Genomic DNA, 26,444 nt, shown 5'->3' on the forward strand with positions numbered 1-26,444 from the left:
TGCCCATTGCCGGCATCGCGTCCGGCAAGCTTTCCAGGAATTCTTGCCCAGGGGATCCATTGATGACCGCTACTGCCCAGACGCTGCGTCCGCCATCCCGTACCCTGATGTTTCTGGAAGGGCGCGCGATCCACGAGTTCGGCGCATTCCTCGGGGCGCTGCCGCTGCTGAGCCTCGCGCCGCACGGTGATGGGCATCCGGTGCTGGTGTTGCCGGGCCTCGTGGCCTCCGACGCATCAACGCGGGCGCTGCGCACCTTTCTGACCAGCAAGGGCTACGCGGTGAGCGGTTGGCGCCAGGGCCGCAACTACGGCCTGCGCGAGGGCGTGCAGCACGCGATGGTCGATCTGGTCGAGGAGCTCAGCGACAAGCACGTCCGAAAGATCAGCCTGGTCGGCTGGAGCCTCGGCGGCCTCTATGCGCGCCAGCTCGCCAAGATGATGCCCGAGCGCGTGCGCCAGGTGATCACGCTCGGCAGCCCCTTTGCCGGCGATCACCGTTCGACCAATGCCTGGCGTGTCTACGAATGGGCGAGCGGCCGCAAGGCCGATGATGTCGATCCAGAGTTCGGTGGCGAACTCGCCGTCCCGCCGCCGGTGCCGACCACCGCGATCTTCAGCCGTACCGACGGCGTCTGCGCCTGGCAAGGCTGCATGGAGAAGTCGGGCGCGCAGACCGAGAGCATCGAGGTCGAAAGCAGCCATTGCGGCATGGGCCACCATCCAGCCGTTGTCTATGCGGTCGCCGACCGTCTCGCGCAGAAGGAAGGCCAGTGGCAGCCTTTTGATCGCAGCGGCTGGCGCAGCCTGGTTTATCCCGATCCGCACAGGTAGTTTCTTCGCCTCTCCCGGTAAGAACGGGAAGAGCGAGCAGCAAGATCGTCGCGTCTCTCCATTGTCGCGCCCGCACCAAACGCGCTATGCCTCGCGCATGGCGCATCCGCTCTCTCGCATCATCGACCAGCTCAAGCGCGAGCCGTCGCGCACCGGCTCCATCGTCATCACCATGTTCGGCGATGCCATCGTGCCGCGCGGCGGTTCGGTGTGGCTCGGCACGCTGCTGGCGTTCTTCGAGACCTTGGACATCGATGCCGGCGTTGTGCGCACCGCGATGTCGCGGCTCGCTGCCGATGGCTGGCTGACGCGCGAAAAGGTCGGCCGCAACAGCTTTTATCGTCTTGCCGAGAAGGGCCGAGAAACGTTCGAGGCCGCGACGCGCCACATCTACGATCCGCTACCGTCGGACTGGACCGGCCGCTTCGAGCTGCTGCTGATCGGCAATGGTGAGGACCGCGACGCCTCGCGCGAAGCCTTGCGCAATGCCGGCTTCGGTAGCCCACTGCCGGGCGTCTGGGTCGCTCCGTCGGGTGTTCCGGTGCCGGAGGAAGCTGCCGGTGCCATCCGGCTCGAAGTTTCGGCTGAGGATGACAGCGGGCGTCGCCTGCTCGGCGCGAGCTGGCCGCTGGAGCGCACCGCCGACGCCTATCTGAAATTCATGAAGACGTTCGAGCCGCTGCGCGCCGCGCTTGCGCGCGGCGCGGGCCTGTCCGAGGCCGATGCCTTCACCGCGCGCATCCTGCTGATCCACTACTACCGCCGCGTCGTGCTGCGCGATCCGCTGCTGCCTGAGAGCCTGCTGCCGGCGGATTGGCCGGGCAGGACTGCCCGCGAACTTTGCGGCGAGATCTATCGCGCGCTGCTGGCGCCGTCCGAACAATGGCTTGATAGGCATGGAACCAACGAGAAGGGGGCGCTGCCGCCGGCGAGAAAGCTGCTGGAACGGAGGTTCGAGGCTTGACCTATATGTTACAGAAATATCTTGCATGAGATAATTTTTGTTATATATTTCCTCCCAACCAAACGGGAGGATGCGCATGTATACCCAGGCGCTGAACACGGCCGACACCGATGATCGCGGTCTTGAGGACGCGGCCAAGGCCGCGCAGTTCCAGGCCCGCATCGATGCCGAAGAGCGCATCGAGCCGAATGACTGGATGCCGGCGGCCTATCGCAAGACGCTCACCCGCCAGATCTCCCAGCACGCCCATTCCGAAATCGTCGGCATGCTGCCCGAAGGCAACTGGATCACGCGCGCGCCGACGCTGCGGCGCAAGGCGGCGTTACTTGCCAAAGTGCAGGACGAATGCGGCCACGGGCTCTATCTCTACGCCGCCGCCGAGACGCTCGGAACCTCGCGCGAAGAGCTGGTCGACGCGATGCTCTCGGGCAAGGCCAAATATTCCTCGATCTTCAACTATCCGACGCTGTCCTGGGCCGACATCGGCACCATCGGCTGGCTGGTCGATGGCGCCGCGATCATGAACCAGATCCCGCTGTGCCGCTGCTCCTATGGCCCCTATGCGCGCGCGATGATCCGCGTCTGCAAGGAGGAGTCGTTCCATCAGCGCCAGGGTTACGAGATCATGCTGACGCTGTGCCGCGGCTCGGACGAGCAGAAGGCGATGGCGCAGGACGCGCTGAACCGCTGGTGGTGGCCGGTGCTGATGATGTTTGGCCCGCCCGATGCCACCAGCCAGCACAGCGACACGTCGACGAAGTGGAAGATCAAGCGTTTCTCCAATGACGAGCTGCGCCAGAAATTCGTCGATGCCACCGTGCCGCAGGCGCAATATCTCGGCCTCACCATCCCCGATCCCGGCATGACTCAGGATGCGGAAGGTCACTGGCGCTACAGCGAGATCGACTGGACCGAATTCAAGCAGGTGCTCGCCGGCAACGGCCCCTGCAACCGTGACCGCATGGCCGCGCGCCGCAAGTCGCACGACGAGGGCGCCTGGGTGCGCGAGGCCGCTGCCGCCTACGCGGCGAAGCGCGCGCAGCGTCAGACCGCGCAAGCTGCGGAATAGGGAGATCAAAAATGACCACGCCGAATACGCCGCTGTGGGAAGTCTTCATTCGCAGCCGCAACGGGCTCGCGCACAAGCATGTCGGCTCGCTGCATGCGAGCGATGCCACGATGGCGCTGCAGGCTGCGCGCGATATCTACACCCGCCGCGGCGAGGGCCTTTCGATCTGGGTGGTGCCGTCGACCGCGATCACCGCAAGCGACCCCGCCGAGAAGGGCATGATGTTCGAGCCGGCTGAGTCCAAAATCTACCGGCATCCGACATTCTACGAGGTGCCGGAAGAAGTGGGGCACATGTGATGCCCGCCGCCAACATCCAGGTCTCCGAAACGCCGCTCGTGCTCTACGCGCTGCGCCGGGCCGACGATGCGCTCATCCTCGGACACCGGCTGTCGGAATGGTGCGGGCACGCGCCGATGATGGAAGAGGATATGGCGCTCTCCAACATTGCGCTCGACCTCATCGGCCAGGCGCGCGAGCTCTACACCTATGCCGCCAAGACCGAAGGCAAGGATAACGACGAGGACAAGCTCGCTTATCTGCGCGACGTCAGGCAATACCGCAATCTGCTGCTGGTCGAGCAACCCAATGGTGACTTCGCCCAGACCCTGGTGCGGCAGTTCTTCTATTCGGCCTTCGCCGATCTCTACTGGCGCGCCATGATGACCTCGCGCGACACGACGCTTGCGGCGATTGCAGCGAAGTCGGAGAAGGAGAGCGCCTATCATCTGCGTCACGCCTCGGAATGGATCATCCGGCTCGGCGACGGCACCGACGAGAGCCGTCAACGGACGCAGTCGGCGATCGATCACCTCTGGGCCTTCACGGGCGAGATGTTTGCCGTCGATGACGGCGAGCGCGCGATGATTCATGCCGGTATCGCCGTCGATCCCGGCACCTTGCGCGGCCGCTGGATGACGACGCTGTCTGATGTCGTTGGTGAAGCAACGCTTACTCTGCCGCAGAATGATTGGATGCAGCAGGGCGGCCGTTCGGGTCGGCACGGCGAGCATCTCGGTCATCTCCTGTCCGAGCTGCAATCGATGCAGCGCACGTTTCCGGGGCAGACATGGTGACGGTGCTGGAGCACGATAGCGAGTTGCGCCGGCGCGCCTGGGACGCTGCTGCAAATGTCGTCGATCCGGAAATCCCGGTGCTGACCATCGCCGATCTCGGCGTGCTGCGCGATGTCGTGCTCGACGGCGACCATGTCGAGGTTGCGATCACGCCGACCTATTCGGGTTGCCCGGCCATGAACATGATCGCGCTCGAAATCGAGCTTGCGTTGGAGCGCGCCGGCTTTCGTCAGCCGAAAGTGCGCACCGTGCTGTCGCCGGCCTGGACCACCGACTGGATGAGCGAAGAGGGACGCCGCAAGCTGCACGCCTACGGCATCGCGCCGCCGCAATCCTCACACTCGCGTCGCGCGCTGTTCGGCGAGCAGGCCGTCACATGCCCGCAATGCGGCTCGCAGGAGACGGAGCTGCTGTCCGAATTCGGATCGACTTCCTGCAAAGCGCTTTGGCGCTGCAAGTCCTGCCGCGAACCCTTTGATTATTTCAAGTGTCATTGACCATGTCAGCAGCCGCACCGCGCTTCCATCGCCTGGCCGTCAACGACCTCCGCCGCGAGGCCTCTGACGCCGTGTCGCTGACCTTCGCGATCCCCGGTGAACTCGCCGGCGACTACGCCTTTACCCCCGGCCAGTATCTCACGCTCCGCACCACACTCGACGGGGAGGAGGTGCGGCGCTCCTATTCCATCTGCTCCGGCCCTGACGACGGCGAGATCCGGATTGCCGTGAAGAAGGTCGACGGCGGCGCGTTTTCGAGCTGGGCGGCCGATGAGCTGAAGAGTGGCGACGAGCTCGACGTGATGACCCCGACCGGCCGCTTCGGCGTGGTCCCGCCGGCGGATGCTGGGCGTATCCATGTCGGCTTCGCGGCCGGCTCCGGCATCACGCCGATCCTGTCGATCGTGAAGGGCGTGCTGGCGCGCGAGCCCAATAGCCGCTTCTTCCTGTTCTATGGCAACCGCGCGACCGATAACATCATGTTCCTCGAGGCGCTGGAGGAGCTGAAGGACCGCTTCATCGACCGCCTCTCGATCTTTCACGTCATCTCGGGCGAGGAGCAGGATATCCCGATCCTGCATGGCCGGCTCGACGGCGACAAGGTGAGGGTGCTGCTACGCTCGCTGGTGCCGGCGGAGAGCGTTGATCACGTCTTCGTCTGCGGGCCCCTTGGCATGAGCGAGGAGATCGAGGCAACCTGCCGCGATCTTGGCATCGCCGACGACCGCATCCATGTCGAACGCTTCGTCTCCGAATTCGGCGGCAAGCCGCGACCGAAGAAGATCGTTGCTCCCGATGCGCCGCCGAAGGCGATCGCATCACTGATCATCGACGGCAAGCGCCGCGACGTGCCGGTCGCTGACGGCGAAGCGATTCTCGATGCTGCGCTGCGCGCGGGCGTCGATCTTCCCTTCGCCTGCAAGGGCGGCATGTGCTCGACCTGCCGGGCGAAGCTGGTGGAGGGCGAGGCGCCGATGGACACCAATTATTCACTGGAGCCGTGGGAGCTGAAGGCGGGTTTTGTTCTCACTTGCCAGGCCAAGCCATCGTCGGAGCGGGTCGTGGTCGACTACGACCACGTTTGACAGTGTTGGCCAACCAGCAGAACATCATGAGCAAGCATTTCGTCGGGAGAAGCGCGTGAACGTCAAAGCCGCCTTGTCGCCTGAGGATGTCGCGCGGGCCTGTGCCGATGCGATGTGGGCGGAGGACGACGCCTCAAAGGGCCTCGGCATGGAGATCGTCGAGGTCGGCCCGGGCTTTGCGACGCTCGCCATGACGGTGCGGCCGGACATGGTCAACGGTCAGCGCATCGCCCATGGCGGATTCATCTTCACGCTCGCCGATTCCGCCTTCGCCTTTGCTTGCAACTCGCATAATGACCGTGTCGTGGCTGCACAAGGCCAGATCACCTTCATCAAGCCGGGCAAGCTCGGCGATCGGCTCGTTGCGAAAGCAAAAGAGGTCACCCGCGGCGGCCGCTCCGGCATCTATGACGTGCGTGTCACCACCGGCGATACCGTCATAGCCGAATTCCGCGGGCATTCGCGTGTCATTCCCGGCACGTGGTTGCCGGCGCAAGAACAGTAAGAAATCAATAAAGAGAACAAATCAATGTGGGGAAACGAAAATGGCTTCGACGAAGCTGAAGGAAGGCGGCCACGTCTATAGGGTCGAGTTGGACGCGCAGGAGCGCGCGTCACGCGACGAGATCATGGCGTTGCAGAAGCAGCGGCTGGCCTGGTCGCTGAAGCACGCCTATGACAACGTCGCGCATTATCGCAAGGCTTTTGACAAGGCTGGCGTGCATCCGTCCGACTTTCGCGAGCTTCCTGATCTCGCAAGGTTTCCGTTCACGGTGAAGACGGATCTCCGCGACAACTACCCCTTCAACATGTTCGCCGTGCCACGTGAAAAACTGGTGCGCGTGCATGCGTCCTCCGGCACGACGGGCAAGCCGATCGTCGTCGGCTATACCCAACGCGACATCGAGACCTGGTCGGAGGTGGTGGCGCGCTCGATCCGGGCGGCCGGCGGCCGCACCGGCATGATCATCCACAACGCCTATGGCTATGGTCTTTTCACCGGAGGTCTTGGTGTGCATTACGGTGCCGAAAAGCTCGGCTGCACCGTGGTGCCGATCTCGGGCGGCATGACCGAGCGGCAGGTGCAACTGATCAACGACTTCCGGCCTGACATCATCACGGTGACGCCGAGCTACATGCTGGCGATCCTGGACGAGTTCAAGCGGCAGAAGCTCGACCCGCGCCAATGCTCGCTCAAGGTCGGCATCTTCGGTGCCGAGCCGTGGACCAACGCCATGCGCGGCGAGATCGAGGACGCCTTCGACATGGATGCGACCGACATCTATGGCCTGTCTGAGGTGATTGGCCCCGGCGTCGCGCAGGAATGCATCGAGACCAAGGACGGCCTTCACATCTGGGAGGACCATTTCTATCCCGAGGTGATTGATCCCTTGACCGGCGCGGTGCTACCGGATGGCGAGAAGGGCGAACTTGTGTTCACCTCGCTGACCAAGGAAGCCTTTCCGGTGATCCGCTATCGCACCCGCGACCTGACGCGGCTGTTGCCGGGTACGGCAAGGCCGGGGATGCGGCGGATGGAGAAGGTGACGGGCCGCTCCGACGACATGATCATCCTGCGCGGCGTCAACCTGTTCCCGACCCAGATCGAGGAGGTGCTGCTCGCCACCGACTGGTGCGGCGGTCACTTTATCCTCGAATTGACCCGCGAAGGCCGGATGGATGAACTGACCATCATCGCCGAGGCGCGCCCCGAAAGCTGGGATGGACAAGGCCTCATCGACCATGCCGACCGGATCTCGACCCATATCAAGAACACCATCGGCGTCAGCTCCAAAGTGCAGATCGTCGCGCCGGCCACGCTGGAGCGCTCGCTCGGCAAGGCCAAGCGCCTTTACGACAAGCGGCCGAAGGATTGACTTGACCGCCCCCAAAGGCGACAAGGCCCGCGAGAAATCGCGGGTCTTTCCTATGTCGCCAGCCGATACCAGAACCGTCGAGGCGCGTTGCGTCCGCCTCGATGCCAAGGCCGAAAACGCCGCCGCGATTGCACCCAGCGTCGAGCGCCGTATGCTGACGTGCGGCCCGAACGATCTCCTGATCGAGGTGAAGGCCGCCGCCGTCAATCCGTCCGACGTCAAGGCTGCCACCGGGCTGATGCCCTATGCCGTGTTCCCGCGTACGCCCGGCCGAGACTACGCCGGCGTGGTGATCGACGGGCCGGCCGGCACGATCGGCCGCGAGGTGTTCGGCTCCTCGGGTGATCTCGGCATCCGCCGCGACGGTACGCACGCGAGCCATCTCGTGGTCGAAGCTGACGCGGTCGTGGAGAAGCCGAAGAGCGTATCGTGGGAGGAGGCCGCCGGCATCGGCGTGCCCTTCGTCACCGCGATGGAAGGCTTTCGCCGCGCGGGCGTGCCGAAGAGCGGCGAGACGGTTCTGGTGTTCGGCGTTAACGGCAAGGTCGGTCAGGCCGCGGTGCAGATCGCGACCTGGCAGGGTGCGCGCGTCGTCGGCGTGGTGCGCAAGGCGGAAGCCTATGAAGGTCACAGCAATGCGCCGATCGAGGTCATCGACGTTTCCGCCGTCGATGTCGCCACACGCGTGCGCGAATTGACCGGCGGCAACGGCGCCGACATCGTCTTCAACACCGTCGGCGATCCCTATTTCCAGGCCGCGCACAAGTCGCTCGCGCTGCGCGGCCGCCAGATCCTGATCGCCGCGATCGACCGGATCGTGCAGTTCAACATCCTCGAATTCTACCGGGGACAGCACACCTATGTCGGCATCGACACGCTCGGCCTGTCGTCGGCCGCAACGGGCGCCGTGCTGCACGATCTCGGTCCGGGCTTTGCGGGCGGCCACCTGAGGCCGTTCCCAATCAACGCGAATGCGATCTATCCGCTCGAGCGCGCGAAGGAAGCCTACGTTGCGGTCGCCGGCTCCTCGCGTGATCGCGTGATCCTGAAGCCGTAATCATGGATTCGCCCGCCCAACTCGTCATCATCGCCGGCCTCGTCATCGGCCTGGTCTATGGTGCCGTCGGCCTGCTCAGCGGTTTCTGCCTGATGAGCAGCATGCGCGGATGGCTGGCGGCGGGAGACGGGCGGCTGGTGCGCAGCTATGCGTTGGCGATCGCGGTCGCGATTGCCATGAGCCAATTCCTCGCCGGCGAAGGCATGGTCGATCTCGGCAAGTCGATCTACCTGCAGCCGACCTTTTCGGTACCGGTGCTGTTCCTCGGCGGCCTGCTGTTCGGCTACGGCATGGTGCTGTCGAACGGCTGCGGCTCGCGCGCGCTGGTGCTGCTCGGCGGCGGCAATCTCCGCTCCTTCGTCGTCGTGATCGTGCTCGCCATTGCCGCGCAGATGACGCTCAAAGGCTTGATCGCGCCAGCGCGCATTGCGCTGGTTCAGGCTTCCCAAACCACCGCCGGCGCCAATTCGCTGCCCACGCTGTTGACGACGCTTGGTCTTGGTGAAGCTCTTTCTCGCGTACTCTCCGCTGCCGCGATCGTCGTAGCGCTGGTCCTGTTTGCCTTTGCCCATCCAGCGTTTCGCCGCTCGCCGGGTCAGATCGCGGCGGGCGTCATCGTAGGCCTTCTCGTCGCCGCTGGCTGGTACGTCACCGGCTATCTTGGCGCTGACGACTTCAATCCCGTCCCGGTGACCTCGCTCACCTTCGTCGCGCCGATTGCTGATAGCCTGCAATACGCGATGCTCTCGACGGGCCTGACACCGAACTTCGGCATCGCGACCGTTGCCGGCGTCTTTGCCGGCAGTCTGGTCACTGCGCTCACCACGGGCCGCTTCCATCTCGAAGGTTATTCCTCGCCGCGCCACTTGCTGCGCTCGGCCGGCGGCGCCGCGCTGATGGGGATCGGCGGCGTGATGGCTTTTGGCTGCTCGATCGGGCAGGGGCTCACGGGCATATCGACGCTCGCTCTGGGCTCGTTCATTGCAGTTGCCGGCATCCTGCTCGGCGCGACGGCGGGCCTGCGCGGAAGCTTGCGCGTTCAGCCGCTCGCGGTGGCCTGACGGCGCAGCAGCCGGTCGCCCAGCGTCGCAAGGCCAATGCCGGCCACGATCAGTCCGGCCGCAACGACCAGACTGATGTCGATTGGCTCACCCAGTAGGACGGCCGCACTGGCGATACCGACGAGCGGCGTCCCGGTGGTGCCGAGCGACGTCGTCAGGGCCGAGATGCTCTTGTTGACCATCGACATCGCCCAATAGGCCAGCGCCGTCCCGATCAGGCCGGAATACAGGAACAGCAGCACGAGCCTCCCCGACCACTCCGCATGCGGCAGGCCGTCCGTGATCAGCGCCGACCCTGTGAGCACGATGGTTGCCACGAGCACCTGCCAGATCAGGAGCTGGAGCGGGGAGCCGATCCAACGATGCGCGCGGATATAGATGATGTTCGCGGCCCAGGAGATCGCGGCCAGGATCACCATGCCGGCACCAAGCACGACGTTTGTGTTGGTCCAATCGATCGATGCCGGGTTCAGGATCACGGCTAGCCCGATCAGTCCGAGCAGGGCGCCCGCGAGCTTTGGCGCCGTCAGCGTATCTTCCCCCAGCAACGGTGCTGCAATCGCAACCCAGAGCGGCGTGGTGTAGCCGAGCACGACAGCCTTGCTCGCGGGCAGGAAGCGCACACCGGCCGCAACCAGGACCGAGAAGACCGTCATGTGCAGCAGCGCCACGCTCAAGACCACAGGAATGTCGCGCCGCTCCGGGATCACAAGATTGTTGCTCAGTCCCAGGATCACGAACAACCCAGCCAGCGCGATCCAGCTCCGGATCGCCGAGGTCCAGAGGGCCGGAAGGAATTGCACGAGCTGCTTCGTGATCGACCAGTTCACGCCCCAGGCCAGCACGACGATGAGGAACAGCCCGATTGCCGTGCGGGGAGAGAGGGAAGAGTTCATCGCAGAATCCTTGAAGCAGTGCGGTCTGCGAGATAGCATCCCAGCTGGCACCTGAAAAAGTGCCAGATCTGAAAGGAATAAAGTGCCAGTTTCAGAAAGCATGATCTCCGGTCTGATCGACCTGAGCCGGACCGAGGAAGAGGGGCTGGTGGCCCAGCTGACCAGCCAACTCCGGAGCCTGATCGCGACCGGCCGCCTCGCCAAAGGCCGCGCGCTGCCGTCAAGCCGCCGGCTTGCGAGCGATCTCGGCGTCTCGCGCAACACTGTCACCTATGCGTTCGAGCAGCTCGCCGCCGAGGGATATCTCCAGGCGTCGCACGGACGTCGTCCTGTAGTGACGGTCGATGGTGCTGAGCCCGTCGAAGGAGCTGGCGCCGCCGCTTCGCGCGTTCGCTCCGCCAGGCCGCAGCTCTCGCCTTGGGCTTCGCAGCTCAAGCAGACGGACTGGCCGATGTCCTATCAGGCTCCGCTCAAGCCGTTGCGGCCGGGGCATGGCGATTTCAGGGAGTTTCCGAACGAGGTGTGGGCGCGCTGCCTGCGCCGCAGCGCCGTGCGCGCCGCCAGGCGCGAGCTTGGTCCGCTCAACCGAGCGCGCCTGCGCGAGGCGCTGGCGCATTATCTCGCGACCAGCAGAGGCGTTCGTGCCACGGCCGACCAGATCATGATCCTGCCAAGCGCACAGGCTGCGTTGACCTTGATAGCGGCTGCGCTCGTTAGCCCGGGCGACGACGTCTGGGTCGAGGATCCCGGCTATCCCGGCGCCGCGGCGGCTTTCCGCGCCTCTGGCGCGCGCGTGACCGGCATCGGGCTGGATGAGCAGGGCATGCAGCCGATGCCGGGAATGGCCGTGCCCAAACTCGTTTTCATGACGCCGTCGCACCAGCACCCGACTGGACGGCTGATGTCGCTGGCCCGCCGCACCGAGTTTCTCAGGTCAAGCAGGCCCGGCAAGACCTGGATCGTCGAGGACGATTATGACGGTGAATTCCACTATGACAGCCGGCCGGTGCCGGCCTTGCAGGGGCTCGACGCCCATGGCCGCGTGTTTTATGTCGGCACGTTCTCAAAGGCGATGACGTCGGATATCCGGCTCGGCTATCTCGTCGTGCCGCCGGCGCTGGTCAGCACATTCGAGATCGCGCAGCGGCATATCGGCTTGATCGCGTCCAGTCATATCCAGGAAGCGCTCGCCGAGTTTATCGCTGATGGGCATTTTCTGGCGCATCTGCGTCGGATGCGCCGACTCTATCACGCGCGCCGCGATCACCTCGTCGAGGGGCTGGAGCGCAATCTCGGTGAGGTGCTCTTGGTCGAGGTGCCATCGGGCGGCATCCAGCTCGTCGCCCGCCTCAAGCGCGGTCGTGCCGATCAGGCGGCGGTGAAGCGGCTCGTCAAGGCAGGCGTTGAAACGCGCGCCCTGTCCAGCCTGGCGCTGGGCAAGCCGCGCGATAATGGCCTGTTGCTCGGCTTTGCGGCCTGGCGCGAGAGCGAGATCAGCGCAGCGGTGCGAACGATGGCGTCATGTTTCTAGGCAGTCGCGCTAGTCAACCGCCTTCGTCACGATGCGAATCTCCGAGGTCAGCGTCCGGTGCACCGGGCACTTGTCGGCGATCTCCATCAGCTTCTTGCGCTGCTCGGCGTCGAGCGCGCCGTCGATTGCGATATCGCGCTCGATCTGGTCGAGCATGCCGTCGCGCGTCTCGCACTCCGCGCAGTCCTTGGCATAGATTTTTGAATGCTTCAGCGTGACGGTGACGCGGTCGAGCGGCAGCGACTTGCGGTCGGCATAGAGGCGCATGGTCATGGAGGTGCAGGCACCGAGACCGGCGAGAAGGAAATCATAGGGCCCGGGACCTGCATCTTCACCCCCAGCCGCCGCCGGCTCGTCCGCTACCAGATGATGCGGTCCGACTGTGATGATCTGGTTGAACTTGCTCTTGCGGGTCTCCCGGACCACGACCTTCCGCGGTTCCTCAGGGAGGTCCATCGCTTGCGCGGGCTTTGCCGTGTCGACATATCGGCTCGCCCAGGCAGCGATCACATCGGCCGCATAGAGCGCGTCGGCCGGCTTGGTCAGGAGATGGTCGGCATGATCGAGCGAGACGAAGCTCTTGGGATGTTTTGCCGCAACGAAGATCTTGGTTGCGTTGTCGATCCCCACGGTACCGTCGACCGGCGAATGCATCACCAGCAGCGCCTTGTGCAGGCCGGTGACGTCCTTCATCAGCTCGTGTTCGACGATGTCGTCGAGAAATTCGCGCTTGATCCGGAACGGGCGGCCCGCGAGAGAAACCTCGACCTCACCCTGCGTGCGGATATTGTCGAGATGCTCTCTAAAGAGACCGGTGACGTGAGCAGGATCGGACGGCGCCGCGATGGTCGCGACCGCCTTGGCCTCCGGAATCTTTCCGGCGGCCGCCAGAATCGCCGCGCCGCCGAGACTGTGCCCGACCAGGATCGACGGCGCCTTGCGGGTCGCACGCAGATGATCGGCGGCATGCACGAGATCGGCGACATTGGAGGAGAACGTCGAATTGGCAAACTCGCCTTCGCTGGAGCCGAGCCCGGTGAAGTCGAAGCGCAGCACTGCGATGCCTTTGGCGGCGAGGGCGACCGAGATGCGCTTGGCCGCCAGCGTGTCCTTGCCGCAGGTGAAGCAGTGGGCAAACAGTGCGTAAGCTACGGGCTCGCCGTCAGGGAGCTCCAGCGCGGCGGCGAGTTGATGGCCGCCTTCGCCGGTGAATTGAAAGCGTTCCGTCGTCATGGGCTTCCCCCGTTCTTGCTTGAGCCTAGTCGGCCGAATAGCGCTGCTCGGCCCAGGGATCGCCGCGGTTATGATAGCCGCGGACCTCCCAAAAGCCCGGCGCGTCGTCGGTCAGGAATTCGATAGCCTGGAGCCACTTTGCGCTCTTCCAGAAATAGAGATGCGGCACGACCAGCCGCACCGGGCCGCCATGCTCGTCCGACAGCGGCTGGCCCGACCAGCTATGGGCGAGCAGCGCGTCCTCGGCGGCAAAGTCTTCGAGCGCGAGGTTGGTGGTGTACCCGTCATAGGAATGCAGCACGACGAAACGTGCATCGTCGCGCGGCTGGCAGGCTGCCAGCAGCTCGCGCGTTGCGAGCCCTTCCCACTCATTGTCGTAACGCGACCAGGTCGTCACGCAATGGATGTCGGAGGTGAACTGGTCCTGCTTTTGCGCGGCGAGCTCCGCAAAAGTCCAGAACACGGGATTCTCGATCGCGCCGTAGACGTCGAGCCGCCAGCGATCGCGCGAGACCGGCGGCAGGACGCCAAGGTCGAGCACCGGCCAGTCTTTCGTCAGATGCTGGCCGGGCGGCAGGCGCTGATCCTCGGAGCGCGTAACCTTACCCGTGAGAAAGCGGCCCTCGCGCGCCCATTTCTCCTTGGTGCGCGTCAGCTTGCTGTCGTATGGCGTCTGGTCGGCCATGAGCTACTCGTGGCGGTGCATCGCAGAGGCATGCTTGGTGTCGCGCATGGTGGAATAGATGATCAGCGACAGGAAGATGACGCCGGCGAGATAGTAGTAGAACCATTCCTCGTGCCCGACGCTCTTGAAATAGAGCGCGATCGCGGGCGCCGTGCCGCCGAAGATCGAGACCGTGATCGCATAGGGCAGGCCGACGCCGAGCGCTCGGACATTGGTCGGGAACAGCTCGGCCTTCACCACCGCGTTGATCGAGGTGTAGCCGGCGACGAACAGCCATGCGGCGCAGATCAGGATGAACGCCACGAATGGCGACTTGGTCTCCTTCAGCGTCATCAGCAGCGGCACGGTGGCGAGCGTGCCGGCGACGCCGAAGAAGATCAACAGCGGCTTGCGGCCGATCTTGTCGGAGATCGCACCATAGATCGGCTGCAGGATGGTCGCGAAGATCAGCGTGCCGAAGATCACGAAGGTGGTCTGGTCTTCGGTCAGGCCGACCGAGAGCTTCACGAAGGTCTGCATGTAGGTGGTGAAAGTGTAGAACGCCGCGGTGCCGCCGGCAGTGAGGCCGACCACGAGTAGCAGCTCGCGCGGATACCGCAGCAAATTGGTGATCGAGCCGGTCGGCTTCACCACCTTCTTGGCTTCCTCGAACGCCTCGGTCTCCTGCAGATTGCGCCGCATCACTGCGGCAAAAATCGCGAGCGCTGCGCCGATCGCGAACGGAATCCGCCAGCCCCAGGCCTTCAGCTCGTCGGGCGTCAGGAAGACCTTTTGCAGCAGCAATAGCACGATGATCGCGGTGAGCTGGCCGCCGATCAGCGTGACGTATTGAAAGCTCGAATAGAAGCCGCGACGCCTGGGATCGGCGACTTCGCTCAGGTAGGTGGCGCTGGCGCCATATTCGCCGCCGAGGCTCAGGCCCTCGATCACGCGGGCCAGCGCCAGGATCACCGGGGCGGCAAAGCCGATCGTGGCATAGGTCGGCGTCGCCGCGATGATCAGCGAGCCGAAGCACATGAAGACGACTGACAGCGTCAGTGAGATCCGCCGCCCGAAATGGTCGGCGATGTAGCCGAACAGCCAGCCGCCCAGCGGCCGCATCAGGAAGGTTGCCGCGAACACCACGGCGACGTTCAATTGCTGGACGACGGGATCGCTGCCCGGGAAGAAGGCCGGGGCAAAATAGAGCGCGAACGCCGTGTAGGCGTAGAAGTCGTACCACTCGACGAGATTGCCGATCGAGCCGATCAAGATCGCCTTGATCCGGCGCTCTGCGTCGGCGATGTCAATGTGGTCGGAGCCCGGTTTGATTGCTTGCTCTGTCACGTCCGGCCTCCCAGAAATCATCTGTTGGGAGCCTACATCGCCTTTCCAAGCAGAAATGGCAACTGGCGGGGGCCTCGTACCGTGCCCTGCGACCAGGTCACGGTGCCGGCTGGGTCGAGCCGGAAGTCCGGAATCCGCTTCAGCCATTCCTCGAGCGCGACCTGCATTTCCATCCGCGCCAAATTGGAACCGACGCAGCGGTGGATGCCGAGGCCGAAGGCGGCATGGCGGTTTTCCCGCCGGTCGATCACGACCTTGTCAGCGTCCGGAAACATTTTTGGGTCCCGGTTGGCGGCCGGGAAGGACAGCAGCACCATGTTGCCCGTCTTGACCGGGCAGCCCGAGACCGTGGTCTCCTTGACGACCTCACGAGCCATGGTCACCGGCGAATAGGCACGTAGCAGCTCCTCTACGGCGATCGGGATCAACCCGGGCTCGGCGATCAGCCGCTCGCGATCGGCCGGTGTCCGGGCGAGATGCCAGAGCGAGGAGCCGATCGCGCTCCAAGTGGTATCGATGCCGGCAATCAGGAGCAGCCGCAGCGAGCCCAGCACGTGCGACTCCTCCAGCGGCTGGCCTTCCTTGTCCTTGGCATTCATCAAATAGGAGATGAGATCGTTGGTCGGCTTCGACCTCCGCTCCTCGATATGCGTCCTGAAATAGGCGCTCATCTCCTGCACCGCCTGGAGCAATCTGTTCTCGTCCTTGATGCCGAGCTCCAGGATCATGTGGATCCAGTTGATGAAGAGATCGCTGTCAGACTCGGGAATGCCGAGCATGTGCGCGATGGCCTGAACCGGAATGTATTTGCTGTACTGCGCTGCGGCATCGACCTTGCCGTCGGCAATGAACCCGTCGATCAGCTCGTTGCAGATTGCGCGCATCCGCGGCTCCAGCTTCTTCATCGCATCCGGCGTGAAGGGCGGTAGCAGCAATTGCTTGGCCGGCTTGTGCACGGGCGGATCCGAAGTGATCGGCGGGGCCGCGTTCCTGGCGACCTCGGGCCGTACGTCGCGGACGATGATGCGGCGTGACGAAAAATGTTCGGTGTCGTTGGCGATTTCGCGCACCGCCTCATAGGTCGTCGGCATGTAGCAGCCGAGGAAGCGCCCGGTATGGACGACCGGGCTCGCGGCGCGCAGCTCTTCCCAGATCGGGAAGGGATCGTCGGTCCATTGCGGATCGGTGTGGTCGAAGTCATTGACCCAGTCGGTCACGGGCGGATGGGCGGCGGGCTGGCTGACGTCGGACATGGCAGGAAAATCCCTTGAATATCCCTTGGGGCTCGTGTTCGCTGAAGGCACGCAAAGCGCGCGCGGGCAGGCGCCGCGCTACTCCTCGATCACATCGATCGCGGTTTCCGGGCAGTTGGATTTGGCAAGCCAGGCCTTGTCCTCAAGGCCCGGTGGAACCGTGCCGTCTCCGGCCTCATGGGCATTGCCGTATTCGTCGAGCTCGAACAGCTCTGGCGCGAGTGCCTTGCACCGCGCGTGGCCCTGGCATTTGTCGGGATCGACGCGAACCCTCAGTCGCTCTGTCATTGCGGCTTCCTCGGTCGTATGCGCGCGGCCGGAAGGTGGCGCGCGTTCCTCATGTAGATTTTTATCCGCGGCATTTGCCGCTGGCTTTAAGTTATAGTCTATTACATTCGCGACAGGCTTCCCCTGTCAAGCGCAAACTTATAGGCTCGGCGCAACATGCGTTCACAACTTGCCCGCAAGCCGCACAATAACTACCACCATGGCGATCTCCGCGACGCCCTGATCAAGGCCGCGCTGCGCGAGGCTGAGCAGGGCGGGGCGGAAGCGATCAGCATCAAGGCGCTGGCAAAGCAGCTCGGTGTTTCGCAACCGGCGCCGTACCGTCATTTTGCTGACCGAGAGGCGCTGCTTGCCGCGGCGACGGCGGAGGCGTTCCGGCAGCTCAGCGCGATTCTGCGTGAGGCAATGGCCAAGCCATCGAAGCAATCAAAGCTGTCGCGGCTGGCGCAGGCGACGCTCGATTTCGGCCTACACCGCAACGGCATCTACCGGTTGATGTTTGCCTCGCGCACGGTGTCTTGCGCAGCCAAGGGCAGCGAGCTGCACGAGGCTACGCGCGAGACCTTTGCACTTGTGATCGAGGCGCTGGAAGCGCCAGCAATTGGCTATCTGCGCGAGCGGCAAGCACTCAAGATCTGGGCCGCGCTGCACGGCGTGGTGATGCTGGCCGAGCAGGGTCTGTTCACCGGCGAGGCCGCACATGCCACGCGCGAGGAACTGGTCGAGGACTTTGTGAACGAGACGAAGGCCGCGCTCGCCGTTGCGATCAAGGACGCGCAGCGTGGCAAGAAGGCGGGCGCTTAAGCCTTCGTTTTCAGCAGCCGCATCAACTTTTCGACCGCGCTATCCGGTGTCATCACGACCGGGCGGCCGGTCGCTTCCGCGACGAGCGGTGCGGTTGCCGCGATGCTGAACTGCGCCAGCGCAATGACGTCGCAGTCGCGCAAATCCTTTGACGCCTCGATGATCAGCCGGTCATGCGTGGCACGGTCGCCGCGGTCGAGTGCGGCAAGCGCGCCGTCGGCAAGCTTTGGCACGATCTGGATGGAGGTCGGAAACTCCGGTGGCATCGAGACCAGCGTTGGCGGGAAGGTCGAGAGCAGGCCGATCTTCTTGCCCATCGTCACGGCCCGTTCGATCATGGCTTCGTTCGGCTTGAGCACCGGCATCGGCGCATGCGCGCGCGCGACGGCCTCAATGCAGGGGCCGAAGGCCGAGCAGGTGAACAGGATCGCGTTTGCCCCGGTCGCTGCCGCATAATCGCCGAGCGCAAGAAAACGCTCGGTCATGGCATCGTTGAGCTTGCCGTCGCGCGCCAGATCCGCCGAGAGGCTGTCGTCGAGCAGGTTCATCAGCCGCGCCTCCGGCCACGCCTGCGCGAACGCCGCCTCGATCGGGGCGATGGAGTGCTTGAGGGCGTGGATCAGGGCGATGCGCATGAGGCTCGGTGCTTCTTCTCCCTCTCCCCGTTCTTACGGGGAGAGGGTCGGGGTGAGGGGCGCTGTCCGCACGATAGGTGAGAAACGGACTCGAGGAGGCGGCCCCTCACCCGGATTGCTCCGCAATCCGACCTCTCCCCGCAAGGGCGGGGAGAGGTGGACTCCTTACTTGAACGGCACCGCGTACATCAAGCCGCCCTTGCTCCAGAGGCCGTTGAGGCCGCGCTCGAGCTTGAGCGGGCTCGCCTTGCCGACATTGCGCTCATAGATCTCGCCGTAATTGCCGGTGGCCTTGATCGCGGTGACCAGCCATTTGTTGTCGAGACCAAGCCGCGAGCCGAGATCGCCCGAGGAGCCGAGCAGCCGCTGGATCGCGGGGGTCTGCGACTTCGTCATCTCGTCGGCATTGGCCTGGGTGACGCCGAGCTCCTCAGCCTCGATCAGGCCGTAATGCAGCCAGGTGATGATGTCGCTCCAGACCTCGTCGCCATTGCGGGTAAAGGGCCCGAGCGGCTCCTTGCTGATGGTCTGCGGCAGCACGACGTAGTCGGCCGGGTTCGGCGCCGCGGTCGTCACGGCACCGGCAAGCGCGGAGGCGTCCTGGGTCATGGCATCGCAGCGGCCGCCGAAGAAGGTCTGGTACATGGTGTCGACGCGGTCGAACACCAGCGGCTTCCAGTCGATGCCGTTGGCGCGGCCGTAATCGCCAAGCGTGACCTCATGGGTCGTGCCCTGCGCGACGCAAACGGTGGCGCCCTTGAGGTCCTTCAGCTCTTTCACGCCGAGGTCCTTCTTCACGACAAAACCCTGGCCGTCGTAGAAGTTGATCGGTCCCTGCCGCAGGCCCAGCGTGACGCCGCGCAAGTATGTCTGCGTGGAGTTGCGGTAGAGCACGTCGATCTCGCCCGATTGCAGCGCGGTGAAGCGGTTCTGCGCGGTCAGCGAGACGTAACGCACCTTGTTGGCATCACCGAGCACGCCGGCCGCGAGCGCGCGGCAATAGTCGACGTCGAGGCCCTTGTAATTGCCTTGCGAGTCCGGCGCCGAGAAACCGGCAAAGCCCGCGCTGACGCCGCACACCAGCGTGCCGCGGCTCTTGACCGTGTCGAGCGTCGCCGCCGACGCGACGACCGTCGATGCGGTGAGCACGCTCGCCGCGATAACTATTGTCCTCATCATGCTACTCTCCCCTCAGTGATTGACACTACGCAATACGTTGTCCACGGCCGTGCCGAGCTTGTCGACGATCAGATCGATCTCGTCGGCCGAAGCGATATAGGGCGGCGCCAGCAGCACATGGTCGCCGCGGATACCATCCACGGTGCCGCCGCCGGGATAGCAGCCGAGTCCGTTGGCGAAGGCTTCAGCCTTGATCTTCTGGTTCAGCTTGAGTGCTGGATCGAACGAGGTGCGGCTGGCACGATCAGCGACGAGCTCGATCGCCCAGAACAGCCCGCGTCCCCTGATGTCGCCGACATGGCGATGATTGCCGAAGCGTTCGGTCAGCCGCTGCTCGAGCTGCTTGCCGCGCTCCTTGACCCGGTCGAGCAGATTGTCTTCGCGGATCACGTCCTGCACCGCAAGCGCCGCCGCGCAGGCGAGGGGGTGGGCGAGATAAGTGTGGCCGTGCTGGAACGCGCCCGACCCTGCACGGATTGTGTCGATGATCTTGCCGCTCGCGAGCATTGCACCGATCGGCTGGTAGCCGCCGCCAAGCCCCTTTGCGATCGCCTGGATATCAGGGGCGATGCCTTCTTGCTGCCATGCATGCGTCGTGCCGGTGCGGCCCATGCCGCACATGACCTCATCGAGAATGAGAAGAGCGCCGTGCCGGTCGCAGATCTCACGCACGGCCCTGAAGTAGCCGTCCGGCGCCGTCACCGCGCCGGCTGTGGCGCCGACGACGGGCTCGGCGAGGAACGCCGCAACAGTGTCAGGGCCAAGCCGTTGAAACTCGGCTTCAAGCTCCGCGGCGAGCCGCGCCACGAACTGCGCATCGGATTCACCGTCGTGCTCCTCGTGATAGGCAAAGGCCGGCGTCACGTGGCTGAATGCGGCCGAGAGCAGGGGTGCATAGGGTGCGCGGCGCCAGGCGTTGCCGCCGGCTGCGAGCGCGCCGAGCGTGTTGCCGTGATAGCTCTGCCGCCGCGCGATGAAATGCTGCCGCTGCGACTCGCCGCGCTCGATGAAATATTGCCGCGCGAGCTTGATGCTGGCCTCGATCGCCTCCGATCCGCCGCTGACGAAATAGGCGTAGGCGAGACCGCCGGGCTCATGCCCGACCAGCGTTTGAGCAAGCGCCTCGGCCGGCTCGGAGGAGAAAAACGCGGTGTGCGCATAGGCGAGCGTCGAGGCCTGCTTCGCCATTGCCGCGATCACGCGGGGATGCTGATGCCCGAGGCAGGACACCGCCGCGCCGCCGGACGCGTCGATCACGCGGCGGCCGTCTTCGGCGAAGAGATAGACGCCCGCGCCGCCGATCGCCTTGGGCGGCGTTTCGCGCAGCGAACGGTGCAGCACGCGGCTGGTGCGAGTGCTCATGGTCAACCTTTCTCTGAGACGTAGGTAGAGGTGGCGGCAAGCCGCGCCTCGGTATCCTGGAGGCGCTTCTTCGCAGCCGTGCCGCCGAGCAAGAACGTCGCGGCGGCTAGCGACTGCGCGATCGCGATCGCGCCGGTGAGGCTCGGGAAGAATCCGGGCGAGGAGGCGGCTTCGAACAGCAGGACGTGGTCGGCGCCCTCGGCCATCGGCGCGGCCACGCTGTCGGCGATCGCGATCAGCGTCGCGCCGGCGCGATAGGCGGCCTGCGCGACCCGGACGCTGGCATTGGTATAGGGCATGAAGCCGATGACGATCACGGCCTCGTCGGGCCGGAATGCGCCGAGATCGAGATCGTCAGGGCCGGACGCGCCGACGATCTGCACCTGCTCGGGGCGGAACAGCCTTAGCTCGTAGTTGAGCAATTCCGCGACGCTGCGGCAGCTGCGATAGCCGGTGATCCAGATCCGTTTCGCGTCGTGCAGCGTGCGGGCCGCGTCCGCGATCGCGTGGGCGGATATGCGCGGCAGGCCCGCGGCTTCGGCCTCGAGCTTGTCGGAGATAAGCGCGACATCGGCGTTCGGGCCGTGGCGGCGGCTCTTGGCGCGAGCCGAAAAGGGCGAGGTCTGCGACGGCCGCCGTGCCTCGGTCAGCGCGGCGCGCAATTCGTCCCAGCCGGAATAGCCGATCGCCTTCGCAAGGCGCGTGAATGCGGCGGGATCGGCACCGGCTTCGGCCGCGAGGTCGCGCATCGAACGGGTGGTGGCGTCGTAATCATTGGCCGCGACAAAACGCCCGACCTCCTGCAAGCGCAGGGGGAGCGATGGCAACGCAATGCGGAGTTCGCTCAGGGGCGAGAATTTCGCGGGCTCGGCCATGAAACATTTGTTGCACGGTTCTTGGATTGGTGCAACAGTTGACGTGCGCCGCCGGAAATCGCTGCTGTCAGGAAGGATTTTTGCGCCCGTGACCTCAGATGACCCCAGGCCGCCGCCGCGCCGCAGCTTTTTCGGCGCGCTCGGGCCGAACGAATTGAAGGGCTTGTTCTGGCAGGTGCTGGTGGTCGGCATCGCGGTCGCCGTCATCGTCTTCCTCTGGTCCAACACTGTCACCAACCTCTCGGCTCGCCGCATCACCACCGGCTTTGCCTTTCTCGGCCGCGAGGCCGGGATGCCGATCTCCGACAGCCTGCTCGCGTACAATCCGAGAGACAGCTACCTCTGGGCTTTCGTCGTCGGCGTCGCCAACACGCTGCGCGTCGCCGTGATCGGCATCGTGCTCGCGACGATCCTCGGCACACTGATCGGCATCTCGCGGCTGTCTACGAACTGGCTGCTATCCCGGTTTGCGGCCGTCTATGTCGAGGTCCTGCGCGACATCCCGCTGCTGCTTCAACTCCTGTTCTGGTACGTGCTGATGCAGGCGTTGCCGGCTGCGCGTGCGGCGTGGCGGCCGGTCGAGGGCGTCTTCCTATCCAACCGCGGCCTGATCCTGCCGGCGATCCCGGTTGGCTCACCACAGCTCTGGGTGCTCGGCACGGCCGTGCTGGGCTGCGCTGCATTCCTTGTCATTCAGCGATGGCTGGTCGCTCAGCAGGTGCGCGATGGCAAGCCGCGGCCGGCTTGGCCCTTTGCGCTTGGTCTCATTGCCGTGCTGCCGGTAGCGGTGTCGTTGTCGCTTGGCGTGTCCTGGACCATCGAATGGCCTGCGCTGCGCGGCTTCAACTTCGTCGGCGGGCTGACGCTCGCGCCTGAATATTTCGCGCTGCTGATCGCGCTCGTGACCTACACGTCCGCCTTCATCGCCGAGATCGTGCGCAGCGGCATCCAGTCGGTGCCACGCGGGCAGTGGGATGCCGCCAGCGCGCTCGGCCTGCGCCGCAGCTTCATGCTGCGGCAGATCATTCTGCCGCAGGCGCTGCGCGTGATCGTGCCGCCGATGACCAGCCAGTATCTCAATTTGACCAAGAACTCCTCGCTCGCGGTCGCGATCGGCTATCAGGACGTGGTCTCGATCGCCAACACCACGCTGAACCAGACCGGACAGGCGATCGAGGCGATCGCGCTGATCATGGCCGTGTTCCTGACCATCAGTCTCGGCATCAGCTTCTTCATGAACTGGTACAATGCGCGCATCGCGCTGGCGGAGCGCTGAGCATGACCGCGATCACTGACATGCCAGACGTGCCGCGCGCCGCCCGCCGTCCCCAAATCGGCAACCCGGTGCTGCGCTGGCTGCGCACCAATCTGTTCTCGTCGATCCCCAACGGCATCCTGACGGTCGTCCTGCTGGCGGTGCTGGCGAAAGGCGTGATCAGCTTCGTGCAATGGGGCATCGCGAACGCGGTCTGGCTCGCACCAGCCAATGATTCCAGCGCCTGCAAGGCCGCGCGCGGCCTCGGCGCCTGTTGGGCCATCATCCCCGAGAAGTACCGCTTCATCCTGTTCGGCACCTATCCGTTCGACGAGCAATGGCGGCCTGCGCTCTCCGTCGTGCTGTTCATCGCGCTGTTCTTTCTCTCCACGCGCCGCGCGCTATGGCGGCGCGAATTGGCCTATCTCTGGATCGGCGCGCTCGCGCTGATCAGCGTGCTGATGTGGGGCGGCGTGTTCGGGCTGTCCTTCGTCTCGCAGGATCGTTGGGGTGGGCTGCCGGTGACATTGATCCTGGCGACATTCGGATTGGCGTTCGGCTTCCCGCTCGGCATTTTGGTCGCGCTCGGCCGGCGCTCAAAGCTGCCGGCGATCCGCTCGCTCTCGGTGCTCTATGTCGAGTTGATCCGCGGTGTGCCGCTGGTGAGCCTTCTCTTCATGGCGAGCGTGATGTTTCCGCTGTTCATGCCCAGCGGATTCAACATCGACAAGCTGTTGCGTGCGCAGATCGCGATCATTCTCTTCGCGGGCGCCTATCTTGCCGAGGTGATCCGAGGTGGCCTCCAGGCCGTGCCGCGCGGGCAATATGAGGCGGCCGACGCGCTCGGGCTGTCCTACTGGCGCAAGCACCGGCTGATCGTCCTGCCGCAGGCGATCCGCCATGTCATCCCGCCGCTGGTCAACACCTTCATCGCCTTCTTCAAGGATACCAGCCTGGTCCTGATCATCGGTATCTTCGACCTGCTGACGACGGCGAAGACCGCGATCATCGATCCTGCCTGGCAGCAGTTCTCGGTGGAAGTCTATATCTTCGTTGCCGCGATCTATTTCGTCTTCTGCTTCGCGATGTCGCGCTATAGCCGCAGCCTGGAGGCGACGAGCGCGAGGTGAGGTCCGGTGTCCCGGACAAGGTGCAGCGCGCGAGCGCTGTGCCGCAGAGCCGGGACCCAGGATCGCACAGGAGGTCCCGGAGAGATGGGCCCCGGCTCTGCAGCGCACCGCGAAGGCGCGCTGCGCTACGTCCGGGGCAAGAGAGTGCCTTGCCTCTTCACCCGCGGATCGATCGGGGTCTGCCCGCGCAGGCCCAAAATGTCCTCCAGCACCTTCGCACCCGCGATCACTTGCGCGTCCGCGCGGGGTGCGCCGACGACCTGCACGCCGACCGGCAGGCCGGAGGCGGTGAAGCCGCAGGGCAGCGACAGCGACGGGCAGCAGGCCAGCGTGATCGCATAGACGATGCCGAGCCATTCGACATAATTCTCGAAGGTCTTGCCGGCGCATTCCGCGACATAGCGGTTCTCGATCGGGAACGGCGGCACGATCGTGGTCGGCGTCAGCAACAGGTCATAGGTCTTGAAAAACTCGATTGCGCGCGCGGTCATGCCGACGCGCTGTGCTTCGGCGCGTGCGAGCTGTTCGACGGTGAGCTTAAGGCCCTCCTCGATGTTCCAGATCACCTCGGGCTTGAGTAGGTTGCGCTTGGTACGCAGCAGATTGGCCTTGGTGATCGCGAAATCGAAGGCGCGCAGCACGTGGAAGCATTCATGCGCCTCGCGCCAGTCGGGATGCGCCTCCTCGACGATGGCGCCGGCTTCCGCGAAGCGCTCCGCCGCCTTGCGCGTGATCGCCTTGACCTCGGGATCGACCGGCGTGATGCCGAGATCGGGCGAGTAGGCGATACGCTTCGGCTTCGTGCCCGAGCGCGCCGCTGACAGGAAAGAGGTCGCAGGCGCCGGCAGCGACAGCGGATCGTCCGCATAGTCGCCGCTCATGGCGTCCAGCAGCAGCGCGAGGTCCTCGACATTGCGCGCCATCGGGCCGACGACGCCGAGATTGCGATCGATGCCCGATTTGGGAGTGTGGGCGACGCGGCCGATGCTCGGCCGCATGCCGACCACGCCGCAGAAGGCCGCGGGGCTGCGCAAGGAGCCGCCCATGTCGGAGCCCTGTGCGAGCCAGGCCATGCCGGTGGCGAGCGCCACAGCGGCGCCGCCGGAGGAACCCGCCGCCGACTTCGACGTATCCCAGGGATTGAGCGTCGCGCCAAACACTTCGTTGAAGGTGTTGGCGCCGGCGCCGAATTCGGGCGTGTTGGACTTGGCGTAGACGACCGCGCCATTTGCCTCGAGGTTCTCGACCATCAGGTCGGATTTCGCTGCAACGTTGTCCTTGAAGATGGGCGAGCCCTGCGTGTTCAACACGCCGGCGACATCGGTCAGATCCTTGATCGGCACCGGCAAGCCCGCGAGCAGCCCGCGCGCGCCGGCCGGCTTCTGCATCAGCGCCTTTGCGCTATCTCGCGCCCGATCGAAGCACAGCGTCGGCAGCGCGTTGACCGTGCTATCGACCGCACTGATGCGCCTCTCCACGACATCCAGCAGTTCGAGTGGGGAGACATCGCCGGAGCGCAGCTTGTCGACGATGGTGCAGGCGGTTTCGTGGATCAGGTCTTGAGACAACTATTTTGCTCCTGCTCATGAAAAGGCTTCGTCATTGCGAGCGCAGCGAAGCAATCGAGAAATGCATCTGCGGGGACGGTCTTGATTGCTTCGCTTCGCTCGCGATGACGCGGATAGAGTTAACCCCATCCTGCGCTGATGCCGCCGTCGACCGTATAGATCACGCCCGACGTATAGCCGGCGCGATCCGACGCCAGGAACGCCATGAGGTCGCCGATCTCGCGCGGATGTGCGGGGCGGCCGAGTGGCAGGCTCTTCTGGAATTCCTTGTAACGGTTCTCGTCGCCGAACTGGTGCTTTGCGCGCGTCTTCAGCAGCGTGACGTGACGATCGGTACCAACAGGACCAGGATTGATGCCGACCACGCGGATGTTGTCGGCGAGACTTTTTCCCCCGAGCGCGCGGGTGAAAGCCATCAGCGCGGCATTGCCGGCGCTGCCGCAGATGTAATGGGCGTCGAATTTTTCGCCGGCAGCACCAATGTCGTTGACGATGACGCCGCCGCCCCGGGCCTTCATCTGCGCGTAGATCTGCCGCGTCAGGTTGATATAGCCGAACACTTTCAATTCCCAGGCGTGGCGCCAGATGGCTTCATCGATCTTGTCGATGGAGCCGCCGGGGATGTCGCCGGCATTGTTGACGAGCACGTCGATGTCGGCGGCCTCCCTGGCGAGCCGCGCCAAATCCACGGCGTTGCGTAAATCGACGATGCTGGTCGCGGCATCGATCTGATGCGCCGAGCGCAAGCGGTCGGCCAGCGCCTCGAGCTGCTCGCCGTTGCGCGCGGCGAGCAGGAGATGAGCGCCTTCCTCGGCAAACGCCTCGGCGGCGGCTGCGCCAATGCCCTTGGACGCGCCTGTGATGAGGACGCGCTTGCCACGCAGATGCAGATCCATGAGAGGTACT

The 26,444-nt window shown here is 64.7% G+C and carries 27 protein-coding genes; 15 read left to right on the plus strand and 12 right to left on the minus strand.

Translation table 11 applies throughout. The annotated features are described in order from the left end of the window. The first annotated feature begins 62 nt into the window (after positions 1–62). The 11 genes from ABID59_RS19060 (at position 63) to ABID59_RS19110 (ending at position 9,518) form a co-directional block, all read left to right on the plus strand. Positions 63–833 carry an esterase/lipase family protein gene (locus ABID59_RS19060; RefSeq protein WP_148748923.1) on the plus strand — a complete coding sequence of 257 codons (771 nt, stop codon included), beginning with the start codon at positions 63–65 and terminating at the stop codon, positions 831–833. Between the two features lie 97 nt (positions 834–930). Next, the gene (gene paaX, locus ABID59_RS19065) at positions 931–1,797 is read left to right on the plus strand and encodes a phenylacetic acid degradation operon negative regulatory protein PaaX (protein ID WP_148748922.1); all 867 of its coding nucleotides are present in this window, start codon (positions 931–933) and stop codon (positions 1,795–1,797) included. A 76-nt stretch (positions 1,798–1,873) separates the two neighbouring features. Continuing rightward, positions 1,874–2,866 (plus strand): 1,2-phenylacetyl-CoA epoxidase subunit PaaA, encoded by a 993-nt coding sequence (paaA, locus tag ABID59_RS19070; RefSeq protein WP_354084370.1) that lies wholly within the window; start codon positions 1,874–1,876, stop codon positions 2,864–2,866. Between the two features lie 11 nt (positions 2,867–2,877). Then, positions 2,878–3,165 carry a 1,2-phenylacetyl-CoA epoxidase subunit PaaB gene (gene paaB / locus ABID59_RS19075; protein ID WP_092186062.1) on the plus strand — a complete coding sequence of 96 codons (288 nt, stop codon included), beginning with the start codon at positions 2,878–2,880 and terminating at the stop codon, positions 3,163–3,165. Beyond that, complete coding sequence (gene paaC / locus ABID59_RS19080) at positions 3,165–3,941, plus strand: 1,2-phenylacetyl-CoA epoxidase subunit PaaC (protein WP_187434587.1); 777 nt, start codon at positions 3,165–3,167, stop codon at positions 3,939–3,941. The genes paaB and paaC overlap by 1 nt, the downstream gene beginning before the upstream one ends. Continuing rightward, the gene (gene paaD / locus ABID59_RS19085; protein ID WP_148748918.1) at positions 3,935–4,438 is read left to right on the plus strand and encodes a 1,2-phenylacetyl-CoA epoxidase subunit PaaD; all 504 of its coding nucleotides are present in this window, start codon (positions 3,935–3,937) and stop codon (positions 4,436–4,438) included. The genes paaC and paaD overlap by 7 nt, the downstream gene beginning before the upstream one ends. 2 nt (positions 4,439–4,440) lie before the next feature. Continuing rightward, positions 4,441–5,523: a 1,2-phenylacetyl-CoA epoxidase subunit PaaE gene (paaE, locus tag ABID59_RS19090; protein WP_354084371.1), complete on the plus strand. Its 1,083-nt coding sequence runs from the start codon at positions 4,441–4,443 to the stop codon at positions 5,521–5,523. Between the two features lie 55 nt (positions 5,524–5,578). After that, entirely contained in the window at positions 5,579–6,028 is a 450-nt protein-coding gene (gene paaI / locus ABID59_RS19095) for a hydroxyphenylacetyl-CoA thioesterase PaaI (protein ID WP_354084372.1), read from the plus strand. Positions 6,029–6,068: 40 nt separating this feature from the next. Next, positions 6,069–7,400, plus strand: coding sequence for a phenylacetate--CoA ligase PaaK (gene paaK / locus ABID59_RS19100; RefSeq protein WP_354084373.1), 1,332 nt, complete (start codon positions 6,069–6,071; stop codon positions 7,398–7,400). Positions 7,401–7,452: 52 nt separating this feature from the next. Next, the gene (locus tag ABID59_RS19105) at positions 7,453–8,457 is read left to right on the plus strand and encodes a quinone oxidoreductase family protein (protein ID WP_354084579.1); all 1,005 of its coding nucleotides are present in this window, start codon (positions 7,453–7,455) and stop codon (positions 8,455–8,457) included. A gap of 2 nt (positions 8,458–8,459) precedes the next feature. Next, the gene (locus tag ABID59_RS19110; protein WP_354084374.1) at positions 8,460–9,518 is read left to right on the plus strand and encodes a YeeE/YedE family protein; all 1,059 of its coding nucleotides are present in this window, start codon (positions 8,460–8,462) and stop codon (positions 9,516–9,518) included. Here the strand turns inward: ABID59_RS19110 and ABID59_RS19115 are convergent. After that, the gene (locus ABID59_RS19115) at positions 9,497–10,414 is read right to left on the minus strand and encodes a DMT family transporter (RefSeq protein ID WP_354084375.1); all 918 of its coding nucleotides are present in this window, start codon (positions 10,412–10,414) and stop codon (positions 9,497–9,499) included. The genes ABID59_RS19110 and ABID59_RS19115 overlap by 22 nt on opposite strands. A 100-nt stretch (positions 10,415–10,514) precedes the next feature. Here ABID59_RS19115 and pdxR point away from each other — a divergent pair, with 100 nt between their 5' ends. Further along, the gene (gene pdxR / locus ABID59_RS19120; protein WP_354084580.1) at positions 10,515–11,945 is read left to right on the plus strand and encodes a MocR-like pyridoxine biosynthesis transcription factor PdxR; all 1,431 of its coding nucleotides are present in this window, start codon (positions 10,515–10,517) and stop codon (positions 11,943–11,945) included. A 9-nt stretch (positions 11,946–11,954) separates the two neighbouring features. Here pdxR and ABID59_RS19125 read toward each other — a convergent pair whose 3' ends face one another. The 5 genes from ABID59_RS19125 to ABID59_RS19145 all read right to left on the minus strand — a co-directional run bounded on the left by ABID59_RS19125 (position 11,955) and on the right by ABID59_RS19145 (position 16,730). Continuing rightward, entirely contained in the window at positions 11,955–13,178 is a 1,224-nt protein-coding gene (locus ABID59_RS19125; protein ID WP_354084376.1) for a bifunctional alpha/beta hydrolase/OsmC family protein, read from the minus strand. Between the two features lie 25 nt (positions 13,179–13,203). Beyond that, positions 13,204–13,863: a sulfite oxidase-like oxidoreductase gene (locus tag ABID59_RS19130; protein WP_354084377.1), complete on the minus strand. Its 660-nt coding sequence runs from the start codon at positions 13,861–13,863 to the stop codon at positions 13,204–13,206. A gap of 3 nt (positions 13,864–13,866) precedes the next feature. Further along, positions 13,867–15,189, minus strand: coding sequence for an MFS transporter (locus ABID59_RS19135; protein WP_354084378.1), 1,323 nt, complete (start codon positions 15,187–15,189; stop codon positions 13,867–13,869). Positions 15,190–15,221: 32 nt separating this feature from the next. After that, complete coding sequence (locus ABID59_RS19140) at positions 15,222–16,442, minus strand: cytochrome P450 (protein ID WP_148748908.1); 1,221 nt, start codon at positions 16,440–16,442, stop codon at positions 15,222–15,224. 78 nt (positions 16,443–16,520) lie between these two features. Beyond that, positions 16,521–16,730: a ferredoxin gene (locus ABID59_RS19145; protein WP_354084379.1), complete on the minus strand. Its 210-nt coding sequence runs from the start codon at positions 16,728–16,730 to the stop codon at positions 16,521–16,523. 156 nt (positions 16,731–16,886) lie between these two features. Here ABID59_RS19145 and ABID59_RS19150 point away from each other — a divergent pair, with 156 nt between their 5' ends. Continuing rightward, positions 16,887–17,534 carry a TetR/AcrR family transcriptional regulator gene (locus ABID59_RS19150; RefSeq protein ID WP_354084380.1) on the plus strand — a complete coding sequence of 216 codons (648 nt, stop codon included), beginning with the start codon at positions 16,887–16,889 and terminating at the stop codon, positions 17,532–17,534. Here the strand turns inward: ABID59_RS19150 and ABID59_RS19155 are convergent. From ABID59_RS19155 to ABID59_RS19170, 4 genes are all read right to left on the minus strand, one after another. After that, a complete protein-coding gene (locus ABID59_RS19155) occupies positions 17,531–18,169 on the minus strand; it encodes an aspartate/glutamate racemase family protein (protein ID WP_354084381.1) in 639 nt (212 codons plus the stop codon). The two genes, ABID59_RS19150 and ABID59_RS19155, sit on opposite strands and share 4 nt — an antisense overlap. 165 nt (positions 18,170–18,334) lie before the next feature. Beyond that, positions 18,335–19,348 (minus strand): amino acid ABC transporter substrate-binding protein, encoded by a 1,014-nt coding sequence (locus tag ABID59_RS19160; protein ID WP_354084382.1) that lies wholly within the window; start codon positions 19,346–19,348, stop codon positions 18,335–18,337. Positions 19,349–19,360: 12 nt separating this feature from the next. Next, complete coding sequence (locus ABID59_RS19165; RefSeq protein WP_354084383.1) at positions 19,361–20,710, minus strand: aspartate aminotransferase family protein; 1,350 nt, start codon at positions 20,708–20,710, stop codon at positions 19,361–19,363. 2 nt (positions 20,711–20,712) lie between these two features. Next, complete coding sequence (locus ABID59_RS19170; RefSeq protein WP_148748903.1) at positions 20,713–21,585, minus strand: MurR/RpiR family transcriptional regulator; 873 nt, start codon at positions 21,583–21,585, stop codon at positions 20,713–20,715. 88 nt (positions 21,586–21,673) lie between these two features. Between ABID59_RS19170 and ABID59_RS19175 the strand changes: the two genes are divergently transcribed. Further along, on the plus strand, positions 21,674–22,861 hold the full coding sequence (locus ABID59_RS19175) for an amino acid ABC transporter permease (RefSeq protein ID WP_148748902.1): 1,188 nt from the start codon (positions 21,674–21,676) through the stop codon (positions 22,859–22,861). A gap of 2 nt (positions 22,862–22,863) precedes the next feature. Continuing rightward, entirely contained in the window at positions 22,864–23,970 is a 1,107-nt protein-coding gene (locus tag ABID59_RS19180) for an amino acid ABC transporter permease (RefSeq protein WP_148748901.1), read from the plus strand. Between the two features lie 125 nt (positions 23,971–24,095). Here ABID59_RS19180 and ABID59_RS19185 read toward each other — a convergent pair whose 3' ends face one another. Both ABID59_RS19185 and ABID59_RS19190 read right to left on the minus strand, forming a co-directional pair. Next, the gene (locus tag ABID59_RS19185) at positions 24,096–25,538 is read right to left on the minus strand and encodes an amidase (RefSeq protein WP_354084384.1); all 1,443 of its coding nucleotides are present in this window, start codon (positions 25,536–25,538) and stop codon (positions 24,096–24,098) included. A 119-nt stretch (positions 25,539–25,657) separates the two neighbouring features. After that, the gene (locus tag ABID59_RS19190) at positions 25,658–26,434 is read right to left on the minus strand and encodes an SDR family oxidoreductase (protein ID WP_354084385.1); all 777 of its coding nucleotides are present in this window, start codon (positions 26,432–26,434) and stop codon (positions 25,658–25,660) included. Between the last annotated feature and the right edge of the window lie 10 nt (positions 26,435–26,444).

The sequence above is a fragment of the Bradyrhizobium sp. S3.3.6 genome, assembly GCF_040546905.1.
Classification (GTDB): Bacteria; Pseudomonadota; Alphaproteobacteria; order Rhizobiales; family Xanthobacteraceae; genus Bradyrhizobium; species Bradyrhizobium cytisi.